Genomic DNA, 17,728 nt, shown 5'->3' with positions numbered 1-17,728 from the left:
TATGAAAAAAAGACCAATACTACTTTCTAGTTTGTTCTTGGTTCCAACCCTTAGCGTGCCAATGCTGGCTTCTAGCTGTAATGATCCACAAGCAGATGAAAAGCCGAGCATTACAAATGATAAGCAACTAGAAGAAGCACAACAAAAAGTAGCCCAATACAATGCAATTGCAAATACAGCATGGGAACAATACAGCAAACTAGATGGTCAAAAATCAGCTTTACTTGCTTCGTTATTGCAGGAATCAAACCTAGTAAAAAACCAAGAAAGTAAAGTGCAATTACAACAAAGTGAAATCACTACTTTAAATGCTCATATTCAATACTACAAACTAGCTCAAGAAGCTAAAGATTTTGCTACATTTAATAAAACTATTCTTGAGTTATCTAATGATGCTTTTAATAGTGCAATCAAAGATTTACTTGAGTCAATGAAAAATATTAAATTCAATATTGAAACTAATGGTCAAGAGCAAAAACTTAGTTACAACCTAGTGGAGGGTAAATTAAATAAAGCAAAAAGTAGTTTGTCTGGACTAGAAGATAAGTTAAGCAAAAATGATGTAGCAATTGATAACTTAAAAATTAGTCTTAAGGCTTTTCAACGTGATCTAGAAACTGAAAAAGATGATGCTAAAAAAGGAGAAATCCAAGAAAAAATAGAAAAAACACAGGCAGATATAAAAAATAGATTAGAGGTTGAAACACCTAAATTAGATAAAGAAATTGCAAAAGCTAAAGCAGATATTGAAACAATTCAAAATCTCATAATGCAAGTTCAAAATGCTTTATTAAAAGAATCTTTACATGGAAATGCTCAAGCATATAATGCTAAAGTGGCTGAGTTAAAGAAAAAAATAGCTGATCAAGAAAAAGTTATCGCACAATCTAAGAATGAATTAAAGATTCAAACAGACAAATATAATAGTTTTAAAGCTACTATTGATCAAAAGATTGCAGCTATTGTTCCAGATTTAGAAACAGCATATAATCAATATACTACTACATTTGATATTCTTAAAAAACTTAATACAGATATCTATAACTATGATTTAGAAGCTTTAGATAAAACAGGAATTGACCCACAACAAGGACAAGGAACAAACTTAACTAAAGAAGAATTACAAGCAATAATTAATCCAGATATTGAATTTAGTAACTATCCAGTTGGGGATAAAATTGCCCAAGCTAGAGTTTATCAAAATGCTTATAACTCAACATTTGCTCTTTCAGCTTATCCAGCAGATTTCTCTGCCTCTTATGGAGGAAGGGTTTCAACTTCTACAATTGATTCAACTACATTAAGTTTTATTTCAATTGAAACATTGGGAAGACCAGATATAAATAAAGAAATTAAGTATGAAATTAACTCTAATGGTGTAAATGAACAGGTGAAACAAGGAATCATTTCTCCTGAACTACAAAGATATAAATTAGAGTTGGCAGATGCTATTTATGTGTATATCCCAACTACTGATGCTAGTGGAACAACTACTTATGAAACTAAGGTATTTGATAGTGATGATGCCGGAATTGCGCCAAAAGGAGATAATCCAGATGGAACGTATTCAACAACTGTAATTAAACGTAGTTCATCAAACCCTCGGTCAATTAATTCTGATGAATTTGTTCAAGCCTTAAATAAAGCAGCAAAAATTTCCTTTAGAATTAGACCTGGTCAATTTTGAGTTACAGCTAATGGAGAAAGAACTAAATATCCAGTTAAAGCTGAGGATTTCTATTCTTCTATTGTTAGAACATTTATGAATGATGCAAGTTTTAGACGTTCACATGGAGGAAATAGTTATATAGATGCTGAAGCTAGAAAATTAATGACTACACCAGGAAAAACATTTTCAGCTGATAGCACCTTCCCTAATGCTTATATTTATAATTTATTTAATATTGATATTTATGGAATGCTTAATAAAGCAAATAGTGTGCAACAAGTGCCTAATCCACAAAATCCTGAAATAATGGATGATTTATTTGTTGTTAATAAAGTTGATTCTTCACCTGCACAATTTATTGAATTCTTTAACACTATTGCAACAGGTTATGATTTTGTACCTGCACCTTCTGCATACATTAATCAAATGACAATTAATAATACAGAAGATATATTTGCACAAGAAGTAGGCATTAGAAATGATAAAAAAGCTTATAACGAAATAGTTGAAGCAGTAAAGTCAGCATCTGGACTAGCTAGAGAAACCGGAATTTACTGATATGGAATAAATCCTGAAACCACTTTATTTGCTGGTAAATATTACGGAAAACCTTATGATGCTGAAACATTCTCATTATCTCAATACCTAAATCCATATTACTTTGATACAACATATACTGGTTCAAAGCAAACTATGTTAAAAATGACTACTAATTATTTACAATCTCCAATGGATCCTGAATCATACAAAGTTAGCTCATATAATAAATATTTATCAGGTGGGCTTGCAAGCTATAAATTTGGTGACCTGACACAAAATAACAAATCATTAGTTTTAAAAGATCCTAAAGCTTATGGATTATCATATGTACAAGTACTATCAGCTGACTCATTGACTAAATCTTTCATTTGAAGTTTAATCCCTAAAGCATCTAATAAACCACACTTTAATGAGGCCTTTGCTTATGCAATGTTTGGAACTTCACTTAAAGAATTAACTAGCGGAACAGCTAAAGGTATTCTTCCATATACTACAGTTGGACTTGGGGGAGAATTTAGAAATATTCTTTCTTCTGCTATTGCGTGGGCGTCATTTGCAGATCAATTAAGCATTGGAAACCCTTCATACCCATGAATTACTGCGCTTGCACCTGATGCAAATATTAAATCAAGTGATTCTGACAATTCATTGCCAAATAACAGTCTAAGACCTAACCATGATATTATTAATGGTTCATTTGTAATCGATGCAGCTACAGGTGAGAGAGTTGTTTTCGAAGCAACTGGCGAAACATTCTTAAAACCATCAGACACTAAAAATCTTAATGTAGCAGCTCAAGATGCTTCAAAATCTGTAGTATACCAACAAATGCAAGTTCGCATGAAAGCATTACTAGATCAAGTTTATGAACAACATCCTGAAATTTCGGATCAACAAGTTCAGATTGAAATTATGTGACCTTATGGAAACATTAATCAAACACAAAAATTGGCATACCAAAATTATGCTGCTACAATTAATGAACTTGATCCAAGAATCAAATTCACAATTATTGATTTCCCAACTGAAAACAAAAATGCTTTCTTTGATTACTGATTAAGTGATACAACACCATTTTTAAGAATGGGATGAGGATATGATTATAATGGAATTGGTTCAGGGCTAACAGCATATTCTCAAAGTTTAAATTTAACAGCATTATTTGCTAATATTTTAGTTAATCAAGAATTTGCAAATAAATTAAAAATCGGATACCCACAAATTTATAAAGCTGCCCAAGCATTTAATAAATTTATTTCAGCACCAGGACACAAACTTTCAGTCTCACTGGAGGATATTGCAAATAATCTTACTTCAGCAGAATTACAAAATATTGAAAACTGACTTGGCACAAGTAAATATGCTAATGGTCAAATTGTTCCACTTGAAGAAAGTGAAATGAATAGTGATTATATTGGATACAGTGACTTGAATGCAAAGTTCTGACTTGAATATAATAATGATCCAAGCGTAACTAAAAAAGATTTACTTGATTTAGCAGTAGAAATTTCAAATATAACTGGAGCTGTTCCAGATATGTTTAATTTAACAGCTTCAAAATCACCTTTTGCTCAAGCACTAACTAATCCAAATTACATCTTACCTATTACTTTTAATGGATTTATTGATAATACCAACTATAGAGTAGCAAAACCAAAGAAATAGAAAGGAAACTATGTGAAAGTATATACTTAAACGGATCGGGTTTGCAATTGTTACACTAGTTGCAATTACTTGCGTGGTGTACTTATTGGTGGCACAATTTTCTGACAACCCATTTGCACTGAAAGCTATGCAAGCACAACAAGCTGCTGGAAGCTCTGGTAACTCAACTGCAAAAGAATTAAGAGATTTATATGACAAATCAGTGCAATATCACTTAATTCCAAATAATTTAAATTATGAACAAGTTAAAGAAACTTGAATGACTATGAAGCTTAGTCCATTTATTCGTTTTGGCTACTGAATTCAAAATCTTTTCACCAATCAAACTAACCCATTTGGTGTCCCATATGATCAAACTATTTTCCAACAAACTGATACTACAAGTATTTCTCAATATTTTTTCAAATACCTTAAATACTCAATTATCATTACCCTTCCTGCCTTTGTAGTTGCTGCTATATTAGGGATTACACTTGGAATTGTTGCTGGATATAAAAGAGGAAGTGTGCTTGATGCTGGAATTAACTTCTTTGCATTAGTCTTTATAGCGCTTCCTTCATTTGTAATTGCACCAATTTTAATTTCAATTTTATTCTCAGTTAACATCCCACCACAATTTATTAATTTTAATAACCAAACAGATGTAGAAGCCTATGGTGTGGGCAAAATGATAGTATCTTGAATTCCACCTATCGCAATTATTGTATTAGGCTCACTATCAGGATATATTACATATACACGTAACCAAGTAATTACTGTGTTAACATCAAACTATATTTTGATTGCTAAATCAAAAGGACTATCAAAAAGAGAAATCTTCTTTAAATATGTTTTAAGAAATATTTCAATTCCATTAGCAGCTATTCTTATTCCTTCATATATTGGACTACTTAGTGGTGGAATTGTTATTGAAACTTACTGAAATGTACCTGGTACTTCTCAAGTTATAGCTCAAGCTTTCCCTAGAGGAGAAATTAACATTATTATGTTCTCAACTGTCTTCTTTACAACCTTGAGCTTATTTACAACAATTATTGTAGATATATCATTTGCAATTTTAGACCCTAGAATTAAATATACAGCTGCTTCTCCATATAGCTATACTAAATTTATGTTAGCTAGAAGAGAAAGAAATAAACAATTTAAAATGAATCAAATCGTAGCGAAAGGAGAAAATGAATAATGAATGCTAAAGAGTTCGAAAAGAAATATAACTTATCATTAAATCAACTTAGAACCAGCGTTACTCAGTTTGCTCCACGTGAAGAATCGCTACTTAATAATATTGCTGGAAAGCCAAAGAAATTACTAGTTGAAATCTTTAAACGTTTCTTTACTAGTTGAGTTTCAGTACTCTCACTAATTGTCTTTATCGCAATTTTGGTACTTTCAATTGTGGTTACAGCTGCTGCTAAATATTCAGCTACTGTACCATTATCCCAAACTGTACCAATCTACTTACCAGATGGCAAAATGCTAGAAACATCATCACCAAACGTACAAAATTTACCTCCGCTCTTTTCACCTTGATATTCTTCAGAAAATATTCCTAACTTCTTTAAGATAACTCAAGAATGAGCAAGTAGTGACTACTACAGTGGAGTGTTATGAAATAGATTTATGTACTTTGGTGATGACAATATTAATAATGCTATTAAGATTGTGCAAATTAATAGCGATACTCAAAGTGTCTCAGTTAATGCTTATGCTTTCTTAAAGACTCGTAATATTGCCATTGCGTTGCAAAATTCAGGTTTAGCAAAAGATGCTCCAATTGACCAAGTGAATGCAATGATTGATAAAATTATTGCACTTAACCCTCAATTAAACTTATCAACTTACTTAGGAACAAATAAAGATGGAATCGATATTTGAACCTTATCATGAGTTGGAACTTGACAAGCTATTAGACTTGCAATTATAGTTGCTACAATTCAAACTATTATTGGGGTAGCAATTGGGGCTTACTTAGGTTTCCATGTTGGATCATGAATCGATACAGTTATCATGCGTCTAATTGATATCTTTGTGGCTCCTCCTACACTTATTTGATTATTAATCTTTGCTTCAACATTTGGAACTACTGATTTAACTTTAGGAGTTGCTTTAGTAGTTATTGGATGAGTTGGTTCTGTTGGAAGCACTAGAATGTTTATCATTACAGTTAAGGATCAAGAATACATTACTGCTTCTAAATCAGTTGGTGCTTCAAAAGCTAGATTAATTTACAAACATGCCTTGCCTGCAATTATTGGAAAGATTTCAACTAGTTATGTTGCTTCTATCCCAGGTATTATTATGTCAGTATCATCACTTGCCTTCCTTGGTTTCTTCAAATCAGATCAAGCTAACCTTGGGGCAATTCTATCATCAGCAGCTGCTCAAGCTGGAGATAATGCCTTTATCTTAGTACTGCCTGCTATGATTCTATTATTAATTTCAATTTCACTTCACTTCGTGGCTTTAGGAGTACATGACGCTCTTGATCCAAAAGTTATTAAAACAAGATAGGAGAATTTATGGAACAAAAAGAAAGACTACTTACAGTAGAAAATTTAAAAGTCTCATTTAAATTGAGAAGAAATAAATTCATCACTATCGTACGTGGAGTAAACTTAGCTATTAATCGTGGAGAAATCATTGGAATAGTAGGAGAATCTGGTTCAGGAAAATCAGTTACTTCTAAAGCGCTGCTTAATATCAATGATAATGCCTTTACTACAGCTGATAAAATGGAAATTGATGGTATTGATTTACTAGAACATAAAAAAGATTCATTCTGAGAAAAAATTAGAGGACATAAAATTGGTTACATTCCTCAAGATCCTTTAACTTCTCTGAACCCAACTAGAAAGATTGGAAAGCAACTACTAGATGCGCTAAATAAAAATGAAGATTGAAAAGATAAACCAACTAATGAAAAGAAACTTTATTTAGTCAAATTATTAAAACAATTTGGAATCAGAAATGCTGAACAAGTTTTTGATATGTACCCTCATACCTTATCAGGAGGGATGAAACAACGGGTAGTTATTACTATGGTGGTAGCACTTAAGCCAAGCTTAATTATTGCTGATGAACCAACCACTGCCCTAGATCCAACTGTGCAAGCCTCTGTGCTAGCATTATTTGAACAAATTAGACAAGAATTTCAAATTACAATTATTTTAATTAGTCACAACATTTCAGTTGTTGCTAAATTCTGTGATTACATTTATGTAATGTATGCTGGAAAAATCGTGGAAAGAGGAAGTAAAAAAGACATCTTTACTGACCCAAGACACCCTTATACCTGAGCTTTAATTTCAGCTATCCCTGAAAATCGTGAAGATCGTTTATATTCAATTAATGGAACACCACCTGACATGAATAACTTACCTCTTGGTGATGCTTTTGCCCCGAGAAATGAATATGCCTTAGAAATTGACTTCTTAAAGGAACCACCTTTATTCGAAGTTAGTCAAGATCACTATGCAGCCACATGATTACTACACCCAGATGCACCAAAAGTAACACTATCAAAAGAATTACAAGCTAGATTAGATAGCTTTAAGAAGGTATTTAATGAGTAATAAAAAGACAATCTTAGAAATAATTAACCTAAAGAAATATTTCGTTAATAAAAATGCAGTTAATAAAGCTGTAGACAATGTTTCTTTTGATGTTAAAGAAGGTGAAATCGTAGGACTGATTGGAGAATCAGGTTCAGGTAAAACAACTATTGGACGTTCATTATTAAGACTTTATGATGACTACAATGGATTTGTGCGTCTTGATGGCAAAATCATTTCAGGGAAAAGAATTTCACGTAAACGTAAAAAGTTTATGCACAAGAATATTCAAATGATCTTCCAAGATCCTATGGCTTCATTAAATGGGCAAAATACCATTTATAGTATTTTAAAAGAACCTTTAATTGTTAATGGGATTATTAAAAATAAACGTAAAGATATTAGTAAAGATTGACGTAAAGTTAAAGGTAACTTTAGATTTACTTTTATTGAACATGCTTTACAATACCAATTAAAAAGCTTGTTAATTTCAAATAAATTACACGAACCTTTCATTACAAAATGAGAAAACCTTGGTAATCAAATTACTTTTGATGTGCAAAATAATTTAGATGACCAATTTAACTCATATTTTGCTTACTTAGAAGAAAGAACTAAAATCAATTCAATTGTTATTAACAACTTATACAAAAACACTGAAGAATTACTAGCTTTATATGAAGCAAAACAAGCAGACTTTAGAGATAAGAAAATTGATTTTGACGAAGTTGAACTTGAAGAAGCTAGAAATAAATATAAACATGAAAAAGAACTATTTTGATTTACTCAACAATATTATGACCTTAAGGCCTTATACAATGAGCAAAAAGTAGTTTTTGATGAAGATAAAACTAATTACAAAGATACAGCTAAAATTTCTAAAACCTCAATTAAAAACTTTTTAGCTGAAGTTAAAAATGAATACCGTATGCATAGAAATGATGCCTTCTCAACAACATTTTTAGATTACTACTTCCATGAATATAAACTATATTTAATTAATCATCGTTTATATCAAGAATTAAAAGCCAACTATTCAAAATTAAAATTCCTTTCATTTGAAGAGTTACTAAAAATGTCAGATGAATTTAGAAAGTATTCTCAAGAATTCTATGCAACTAAATTAAATATTGATACAAGCTCAAAAGCTTCAATTAAACAACTTAAAAACATTGTTAAAGAAGAATATGACTTTAATTTAGATTCATATATTGAGCAATCATTACAATTACAAAGACAACTTAAAACTCAATACAAAAAATCTAAACAAGCGATAAACAAAACTAAAGCTAAAATGTTTGTTGAAGCCTTTAGATATGCTCCAGACTACTATGCTAGTCGTATGCAAGCTAAAGAACAATTAGCACAAGCCCAAGCCTTATTTGATGCTGAAGCTAAAAAATACATTGTTTCATATCGTGAAAGAATCCAAAAGCTACAGGAACAAATTGCTCAAGCTAGTGCGATTGATAAAGACTTACGCGCTAGAGATAAAAAAGTCTTTGCACAATTTATGCAAAATAATGATAACTTCATGAAGTTCTTTGAAAAAGAAGTTATTGCTCCTTTATCAAAAGCTAAAAAGAATAGCAAAGATTATAAGAAATACCTACAACGTCAAATTGACCTTAAAGTTTATAAAACTAACGTAGAAGATAGATTAAATGGAATTGCTTCATTCAAAATTGAACAAAAATACCTTAACAAAAATCTTTACAGTGTTTACTTATTAATGGGAATTACTCGTAAGGATCAAAAATACAAGAAAATGGGTAAATTTGGTTCTTTACTAGTAAGCTTAGGTTTACCACTAAGAATGAGACGTATTTCAAATCTTTATACACAATCAATTATTTATAAAGCTTTAGAAGATGTTGGATTGCTTAAACAATTTGCTTATCGTTATCCACACGAATTCTCTGGTGGTCAAAGACAAAGAATTGTTATAGCTCGTGCCCTAATAACTGAACCAAAAATCATTGTAGCTGACGAACCAATTGCTTCACTTGATATTTCAATTCAAGCGCAAGTGGTTAACTTGCTAAAAGACTTATGTAAGAAGAAAAACATTGGTATGGTCTTTATTGCTCACGACCTTTCAATGATTGAATATATTGCTGATAGAGTGCAAATTATGCACCTTGGTAAAATTGTTGAATCAGGAAAAACTGAAGCAATTTATGCTAACCCAATTCACCCTTACACAATTAACTTATTTAAAGCTATACCAAAAATTTCAAATGCTAATGAAAAATTCAAAGATGTTAAATTTGAACTTTCTTACTTAGAAGAACAAATGTTCCCTAACATTGCAACTCAATTTGAAGTTGAAGATGGATTGCACTATGTATACGGAACTCAAAGTCAAGTTGAAAAATGATTAGCAAAGAATAAACATGAATAAATATACCTATAAGATAGGGCTAAAACTTAAAAACGAGTTTACAAGCTTACGTTTTTACCTCATTAATTTAGTTTTCCTAGTGTTATATTTTGCAATAGTAATACCTTATTACATTGTTAATAAAGATAACTGAAACTATAATAAAGCTATTGATGCCTTTTCAGTTCCAGCCTTTATTACCTTCTTTATTGCAATTATTGCTCTAGTCCTTAAACTTGGCTTTTTAGAACGTACCTTTAAGAAAATGAAATTATCAATTGATAATATTCATGATGCTAAAGAACAAAAAGACCTCAAAAAGATGCCAAATGAAGAAAAACGTCTTTATTTAGAAAAGAAAAAGCTTGAAGCACAAAAAAGAGAGGATTATGCAGCTAGCCATCCCAAAACCAAATTCCCATTTGTTTTTGCCTCAGTACTGTATTTAATTCTTTCAATCGCATTTATTATTGTAATATATGCTTAAAACTAGTTAGCAACAGTAGTTGCTGACTTTTTATTTGCCCTTTTTAGACTAGAAAATTTAGCATATGATACAATTAATTTATAACAAGTTAGCTTGAGATGGAAGGATATATGCAAAAGGAAAAATTAGTACCAGCGATTAGGTTTAAAGGGTTTGATGAGGAATGAAGTAAAGAAAAAATTAAGGAATTAACTACATTTAGAAGAGGTTCTTTTCCACAACCATACGGTGAAGAAAAATGATATTCAGGCCCTGGAGCAATGCCTTTTGTACAAGTAGCAGATGTAGGAAATGCCTTATCATTAAATAGTGTGACTAACCAGCTAATTAGCAAAATAGCGATGCCTTTTAGTGTTTTTGTTCCAAAAGATTCTGTTATTGTAACACTGCAAGGAACAATTGGAAGAGTAGCTTTAACAAATTATGATTGTTTCATTGACAGAACCATTTTGTATTTTAATTCATATAGAAAATTACTTGACAAAACCTTATTTGCTATTTTAATTAAAAATAAATTCGAGCAAGAGGCATTACTTGCACCTGGGGCTGTAATTAAAACAATAACTAAGCATGAATTAAATAATTTTGAATTAACTATGCCTAATTTTAATGAACAACAAAAAATAGGACAATTCTTCTCAAATTTAGATTCTCTTATTCATTCTCAAGAACTAAAACTGGAAAAACTTCAAACAATAAAACAATCATTATTAAATAAGATGTTTGCTTCATATGACCAAAAAATGCCTGAAATAAGGTTCAAGGGGTTTGATGAGGAATGAAAACAAACAAGATTATCTAAGGTTGTTCTGAAATTTGACAATTTAAGAGTTCCAGTAGCTGAATCTCTAAGAACAAAAGGAACATACCCATATTATGGAGCTAACGGGATTCAAGATTATGTTTCTGGATTTACACATAATGGAGAGTTTGTCTTAATTGCGGAAGATGGTGCTAATGATTTAGATAATTATCCTTCTAATTATGTTAATGGTAGATTTTGAGCAAATAACCACGTTCATGTTCTTCAAGGAACTATAGGCACTATTGATAACAAGTTTTTAAATTATTTATTAAAAAAGATTGATTTTAAACCATTACTAACTGGTGGTGATAGAGCAAAGCTGACTGCGGGCGCGCTTGATACAATTTATATTAAAATATCAACATTTCTCGAACAAAGAAAAATTGGTTTACTCCTAAATAGTATTGATCTACTTATCCATTCTCAAGAGCAAAAACTAGAAAAGTTAAACAACATCAAGCAAGCTTTATTAGAAAAAATGTTTTGTTAAAATATGTAGTCTTATGGCTGCATTTTTTAATTTTGAAGCAAGAAAATTGTTATTACACCACGAAGTAATAAATTCATGATCCATTTGTCCTTTTTGCGTGCTAAAAGTCAGCGATATGATAAAATTAATTTATTAATAAATTAATTTAAAGGGAGCACTATATGAACAAGCAAGAATTAGCAAATAGAATTTGAGCATCAGCTAACAATATGCGTTCAAAAATAGAAGCTAATGAATACAAGGATTATATCCTTGGATTTATCTTCTATAAATTCTTATCTGAACAAGAAGAAAAATACTTAATTTCTAAATATAACTGAAGCAAAGAAGATCTTAAATACTTAGGTGAAAATAAATATGACTTATCTTTAATCAATAACAAGGAAGAACTTGAAACATTATCAGAAGATGATCAAGCTATGATTGAAACTATTGTTGATATTCAATCAACACTTGGATACTACATTCAATATGATGATTTATTCTCAACTTGATTAAAAATGGGTAAAGACTTTGGGATTGATACAGTACATAGAGGACTGGCACGTTTTAATAGCAATATTGGTCCAAAACACAAGAAAGTATTTAATAAAATCTTTAACACCCTTGAAACAGGACTTTCGAAGCTTGGAGATAGTACTGGAGCACAAACCAAGGAAATTGCTTCTATTATTAACATAATTAAAGATATCCCAATGGATGATAAACAAGACTATGATGTACTTGGATTTATTTATGAATACCTAATTTCAATGTTTGCTGCTAATGCTGGTAAAAAAGCTGGTGAATTCTATACACCACATGAAGTTTCAGTATTAATGGCTGAAATTGTTTCTCATGTGCTTAGAAACAAAGAAACTATTAGTATTTATGACCCTACTTCAGGTTCAGGTTCTTTACTAATTAACATTGGTAAAAGTATGTCTAAATACATTGATAAGTCAAACATTAAATACTATGCTCAAGAGTTAAAAGATAGTACCTATAACTTAACTCGTATGAACCTTATCATGAGGGGTATTTTACCCAACAACATTGAAACAAGAAATGGTGATACTTTAAAAGAAGATTGACCATACTTTGATGAAAACAAAGTTTATGAACGTTTATATTTAGATGCAGTTGTTTCTAACCCTCCATATTCTCAACCATGAGATCCAGAAATGATGGAAAATGATCCAAGATTTGCTGAATATGGTATTGCTCCTAAATCTAAAGCTGACTATGCTTTCTTATTACATGATTTATACCACTTAAAGAGTGATGGAGTACTCACAATTGTTTTACCTCACGGAGTGTTATTTAGAGGTGGTGAAGAAGAAAGAATTAGACGTAACTTAATTGAAAAGAACAATATTGATGCAATTATTGGTTTACCAGCTAACATCTTCTTTGGAACGGGTATTCCTACAATTGTTATGGTGCTTAGAAAAGATAGAGTTAATGATGATGTGCTCTTTATTGATGCATCTAAAAACTTTATTAAAGATGGTAAAAACAATAGATTGCAATCTTCTGATATCAAAAAGATTGTTGACACTTATGTAGCAAGAGCTAATGTAGATAAATTCTCACGTAAAGTTTCCAGAGAAGAAATCAGACAAAATGATTTCAACCTTAACATTCCACGTTATGTAGACTCTAATGCTAAAGCAGAATCATGAGATATTTATGCTTCAATGTTTGGTGGGGTTCCAAACATTGAATTAGAAGCATTCAATGATCTATGAAGTGCTTTCCCAACTCTTAAGGCAGAATTATTTGCTCCAATTAATGATAAATATTCAGAACTTAAAAACAAAGACATTTATCAAGATATTTTTGCTAATAGTGAAGTTAAAGCTTATGAACAAGATTTTAAAGATTCTTTAAGTTCATTTGAAGCCTTCTTAAAGAAAGAATTAATTGATGGAATGATGCAAGTAAACATCCACCAAGAAGAAGATATCATCAGTAATCATTTAGCAGCTAGCTTACAAAATAAAAAATTAGTAGACTTCTATCAAGCTTACCAATTGATGGATGATGAATGAAAAGTTGTTTCTAATGATTTAGAAGTAATTCAAGCTGAAGGTTTTAATGTAATCAAAGCTATTAAACCTAAAATGGTTTCTAAGAAAGATAAAAACAATAATCCAATCGAAGTACAAGATGGCTACATGGGATACATCTTACCTTTTGAATTAATTCAAGAAGTTAAACTTCAAGACTTAAAACAACAACAAGTAGCTCTTGAACAAAAAGTACAAGACATTGATGCTAGAATTGAAGAATTAACTGGTGAAATCACTGAAGAAGATAAAGAAACTTACAGTAACTTATTTGCTGAAGACACAGGTAAATTAATTGATAAAGAAGTCAAATCAATATTTAAAGAATTTAGTAAAGTAGCAAGCAATGATCCTGAAGGATTTGAAGCTAAAATTGTTGAAATTTCAACTCTAGGTGTAGAGAAAAAAGAAGTAGCCAAACAAAGTAAGGCACTAGCTGAAGAACTTGTAAAACAAACTATTGCTATTTATGATACTTTAAGCGATGCTGATGCTAGAGAATTAATTACTATTAAATGAGTAACTCCAGTAATTAAATCACTTGAAAGCTTACCTACAACTATTCTTGAAACTTATGCTGATAATCTTAAGAAACTTGGTGAAAAATACCAAAACACCTTAATGGATATTGAAAACGATATTAGAGAAGTTTCAAACACATTAATTTCATTAATTGACGAACTTGATGCTAATGAAGAAGACAAAAAAGGTTTAGAAGAATTCAAAAAATTATTATCAATGAATTAATATGAAGCATTTAGCCCTATGCCTAGGGCTAATTCTTTATATAATGAAGACGTTCTCAAAGAAAGGTAGATATGACTTTTGACTCAGAATTAAAATTTGAACGAGCATTAATTGAAAAGCTAACCCAGAATGGGTGAGAAACTCAAGTGCTCAAGAATAAAACAGAAGAAGAACTAATCCAAAACTGAGCAGATATCTTATATAAGAATAACCGTGATTCATATCGTTTAGGTAACTACCCATTAACCAAGGGTGAAATGAATCAAATTCTAGAAAAAGTAAGATATGCTACTCCGTATCATATTAATAAGTTTGTGAATGGTAAAACTATTTCAATTATTCGCGACAATAAAGATGATATTAATAACTATGGCAGAGAAATCAGCCTTAAAATTTATGATCGTGATGAAATTGCAGCTGGAATTTCAACTTATCAAATAGTAGAACAACCTATTTTCAGAATTGATAACCCACTTAAAAGCGATCGTAGAGGTGATTTATTACTGCTTATTAATGGAATGCCTTTAATTCATATTGAGTTAAAACGTTCAGGAGTTTCTCTTTCAGAAGCAACTAACCAAATTAAAAAATATAAAGCTGAACAATGCTTTACTGGTTTATTTAACATGGTACAAATTTTTGTAGCTATGACACCGGAAGAAATGGTTTATTTTGCTAATCCTGGAGATAGTGAATTTAATGAAAAATTCTTCTTCCATTATGCTGATATGAATAACGATGTAATTAATGATTGACGTAAATTATCAACCTTCTTTTTAAACATTCCAATGGCACATGAGTTAATTGGATTTTATACAGTAGCTGAAAGTGATGGTAATGATCGCTCAACTGGAACCCTTAAAGTTATGCGTAGTTACCAAATTTACGCAGCTAGAGCAATTGCGGAACAAGTTAGAAAAATTAATCGTGAAGATAACTGGGGAAGAAAAGGGATTAAAGGTGGTTATATTTGACATACCACAGGATCGGGAAAGACACTTACTTCCTTTAAAACAGCTCAATTAATTGCTAATTCAAAAGATGCAGATAAAGTTATTTTCCTAGTAGATAGAATTGAATTAAGTACTCAATCACTAAATGAATATCGTAACTTTGCTGAAGATCAAGAGTCTGTACAAGACACCCATAATACTTATTCACTTATTTCAAAACTAAAATCTAATGCAGCTAGCGATAGTTTAATTGTAACTTCAATTCAAAAGATGAATCGGATTGATACTGAATATCGCACAGAGAAAGACTTAGAAATTATTAATAATAAACGTTTAGTCTTTATTGTAGATGAATGCCACCGGTCAACATTCGGAGATATGTTTATCAAAATTAAGCAATTATTTAAAAATGCTATCTTCTTTGGATTTACTGGAACTCCAATTCAAGAAGAAAACATGAAGTCAAATAGTACTACAGTTGATATTTTTGGAGATGAGCTACACCGTTATACCATTGTGGATGGGATTAAAGATAAAAGTGTGCTAGGATTTGACTACACACCTGTTATTACTTTAGATTATAAAGCAATTAGAAAGCAAATTGCTTTACGTGAAGCGAAAGCTAATAATGAAAGTGAAGTGTTTAATAATCCAGATAAAGAAGGAGCTTTCTTATATTACAATGATCCTAAAAAATTTCCTAATGCTGGCTATATTGATTCATTAGGTAAAAGAAAAACCGGGCTAGAAGATTTAATACCTGAAGTGCAATATAAGCGACCATGAGAAGAAGAAGCAACTAATTTAAAAACACATAAAAATATGGTTGTTAGTGATATTTTAAAGAATTGAGAAGTACTAAGTATGGGCAGAATTTACAGTGCAATTATGGCTGTAAGTTCAATTCCTGAAGCAATCATGTATTATCGTTTATTTAAGTTGCGTATGCAAGAAAATCCAAACGGGCCTCAATTAAAAATTACTTGTTTATTTGACCCTAATATTGACAACATTGATACTGAACGTTCATTATTTAAAGAAGATGGTAAAGCTGAAATCTTGCAAGATTACAATACTAACTTTGACCAATGCTTTATGGTAACTGATTGAGATAAGTTTAAAAAAGATGTTGCTAATCGACTAGCTCACAAGGGAGCTTACATTGGAGTTGCAAAAGAAACTTCAAAACGTCTGGATTTACTTATTGTAGTTGATCAAATGCTAACAGGATATGATTCTAAATATGTTAATACCTTATATTTAGATAAAATACTTGAATATAGTGGCCTAATTCAAGCCTTTTCTAGAACTAACCGGATCGAGACAATTCGTAAGGAATCAGGAAATATCAAACTATATAAAAAGCCTTATACCATGGTAAGAAACATTGAGGAAGCTTTTAAGGTTTACTCAGGAAATAAAGCTAGTGTAGCTTACGTTGATAAAATTGGCCAAAATATTGTTACAGTTAATGTTTTATTTAAAGAAATCTCTCAAATCTTTATGGCTGAAGGAATTTATAATTTTGAGAAAAACCCTGAATCTAAGGCAGCAAAGGCTAAATTTGCTAGTGAATTTAATAAACTATGAAGAAGAATTCAAGCTGCAACCTTACAAGGATTTAACTGAGAAAAAGTTACTCATTACACAGAGTTTGATCCTGAAGAAGGAATGAAACCTAGACAAGTTACTTGTGATTTAGAACGTGTAACTTATGATGTCTTAATGCAAAGATATAATGAGTTAAAAGAACTAGCTAAAAAAGAATATGCAACAGCTGGCGAAAGTGCCTATGATGTAGATACAACCATCATAGAAATGGATGCAACTAGAATTGATAAAGATTACTTAGAAGAAAAATTTACTAAGTGAACTAAGGAGTTACAAATAAATAAAGATGCTGAACTAGTGCAAAATAAATTGCAAGAATTACAATCATCATTTGCAACCTTATCACAAGAAGAACAAAGTATAGCTAACTCATTGATTTTTGAAATTCAATCAGGTGAATTAATTATTACTCCGGATAAAAGCTTTAGAGACTATATTAATGAAAGAAAAGTCACGACTAAAACTACAAATATACATAATTTTGCACTTGCATTTGGATTACCAGAAGCTGAATTAAATGAATATATTAATTATGGGCCAAATGAAGAAAATTATAATGACTTTTCAAGATTTGATAAACTAGTTGAATTAGTTGACAAAACTAAAGCTAAAGCATTTTTAGAAGCTGAAAGTAATAGTGTTATTCCAGCTAGAAATTTATTTCCTAAATTAAAATTAAGATTAAAGAACTATATCTTAGATAAAGAATATGAAATACAAACCAAATAACTGCCTCGAGCAGTTTTTTGTATAAAAAAGCACACATATGTGTGCAT

At 30.7% G+C, this 17,728-nt stretch carries 9 protein-coding genes; all 9 read left to right on the top strand.

The window, feature by feature from the left end; all coding sequences use genetic code 4:
* The first annotated feature begins 1 nt into the window (after position 1).
* The 9 genes from ACNQ13_RS01205 (at position 2) to ACNQ13_RS01165 (ending at position 17,681) form a co-directional block, all read left to right on the top strand.
* Entirely contained in the window at positions 2-3,874 is a 3,873-nt protein-coding gene (locus ACNQ13_RS01205; RefSeq protein ID WP_418035477.1) for an OppA family ABC transporter substrate-binding lipoprotein, read from the top strand.
* 10 nt (positions 3,875-3,884) lie between these two features.
* Positions 3,885-5,057 (top strand): ABC transporter permease, encoded by a 1,173-nt coding sequence (locus ACNQ13_RS01200; RefSeq protein ID WP_418035476.1) that lies wholly within the window; start codon positions 3,885-3,887, stop codon positions 5,055-5,057.
* Positions 5,057-6,385: an ABC transporter permease gene (locus tag ACNQ13_RS01195; RefSeq protein WP_418024518.1), complete on the top strand. Its 1,329-nt coding sequence runs from the start codon at positions 5,057-5,059 to the stop codon at positions 6,383-6,385. The genes ACNQ13_RS01200 and ACNQ13_RS01195 overlap by 1 nt, the downstream gene beginning before the upstream one ends.
* Positions 6,386-6,393: 8 nt before the next feature.
* Positions 6,394-7,446, top strand: a complete 1,053-nt coding sequence (locus ACNQ13_RS01190; protein WP_416741943.1) for an ABC transporter ATP-binding protein — start codon at positions 6,394-6,396, stop codon at positions 7,444-7,446.
* Entirely contained in the window at positions 7,439-9,829 is a 2,391-nt protein-coding gene (locus ACNQ13_RS01185; protein WP_418035475.1) for an ATP-binding cassette domain-containing protein, read from the top strand. The genes ACNQ13_RS01190 and ACNQ13_RS01185 overlap by 8 nt, the downstream gene beginning before the upstream one ends.
* A complete protein-coding gene (locus tag ACNQ13_RS01180; protein ID WP_418018194.1) occupies positions 9,822-10,295 on the top strand; it encodes a DUF3899 domain-containing protein in 474 nt (157 codons plus the stop codon). Before ACNQ13_RS01185 ends, ACNQ13_RS01180 begins: the two co-directional genes overlap by 8 nt.
* Before the next feature lie 110 nt (positions 10,296-10,405).
* A complete protein-coding gene (locus ACNQ13_RS01175; protein WP_418035473.1) occupies positions 10,406-11,590 on the top strand; it encodes a restriction endonuclease subunit S in 1,185 nt (394 codons plus the stop codon).
* A 161-nt stretch (positions 11,591-11,751) separates the two neighbouring features.
* The gene (locus ACNQ13_RS01170; RefSeq protein ID WP_418035471.1) at positions 11,752-14,388 is read left to right on the top strand and encodes a type I restriction-modification system subunit M; all 2,637 of its coding nucleotides are present in this window, start codon (positions 11,752-11,754) and stop codon (positions 14,386-14,388) included.
* A gap of 71 nt (positions 14,389-14,459) precedes the next feature.
* Positions 14,460-17,681 carry a type I restriction endonuclease subunit R gene (locus ACNQ13_RS01165; RefSeq protein ID WP_418035470.1) on the top strand — a complete coding sequence of 1,074 codons (3,222 nt, stop codon included), beginning with the start codon at positions 14,460-14,462 and terminating at the stop codon, positions 17,679-17,681.
* Positions 17,682-17,728 lie beyond the last annotated feature (47 nt).

It is taken from the genome of Mycoplasma milvi (assembly GCF_048284715.1).
In the GTDB taxonomy this organism is placed as follows: Bacteria; Bacillota_I; Bacilli_A; order Mycoplasmatales; family Metamycoplasmataceae; genus Mycoplasmopsis.
Note: the sequence above shows the minus strand (reverse complement) of the source record. Positions and strands in the feature narration are given on the sequence as shown.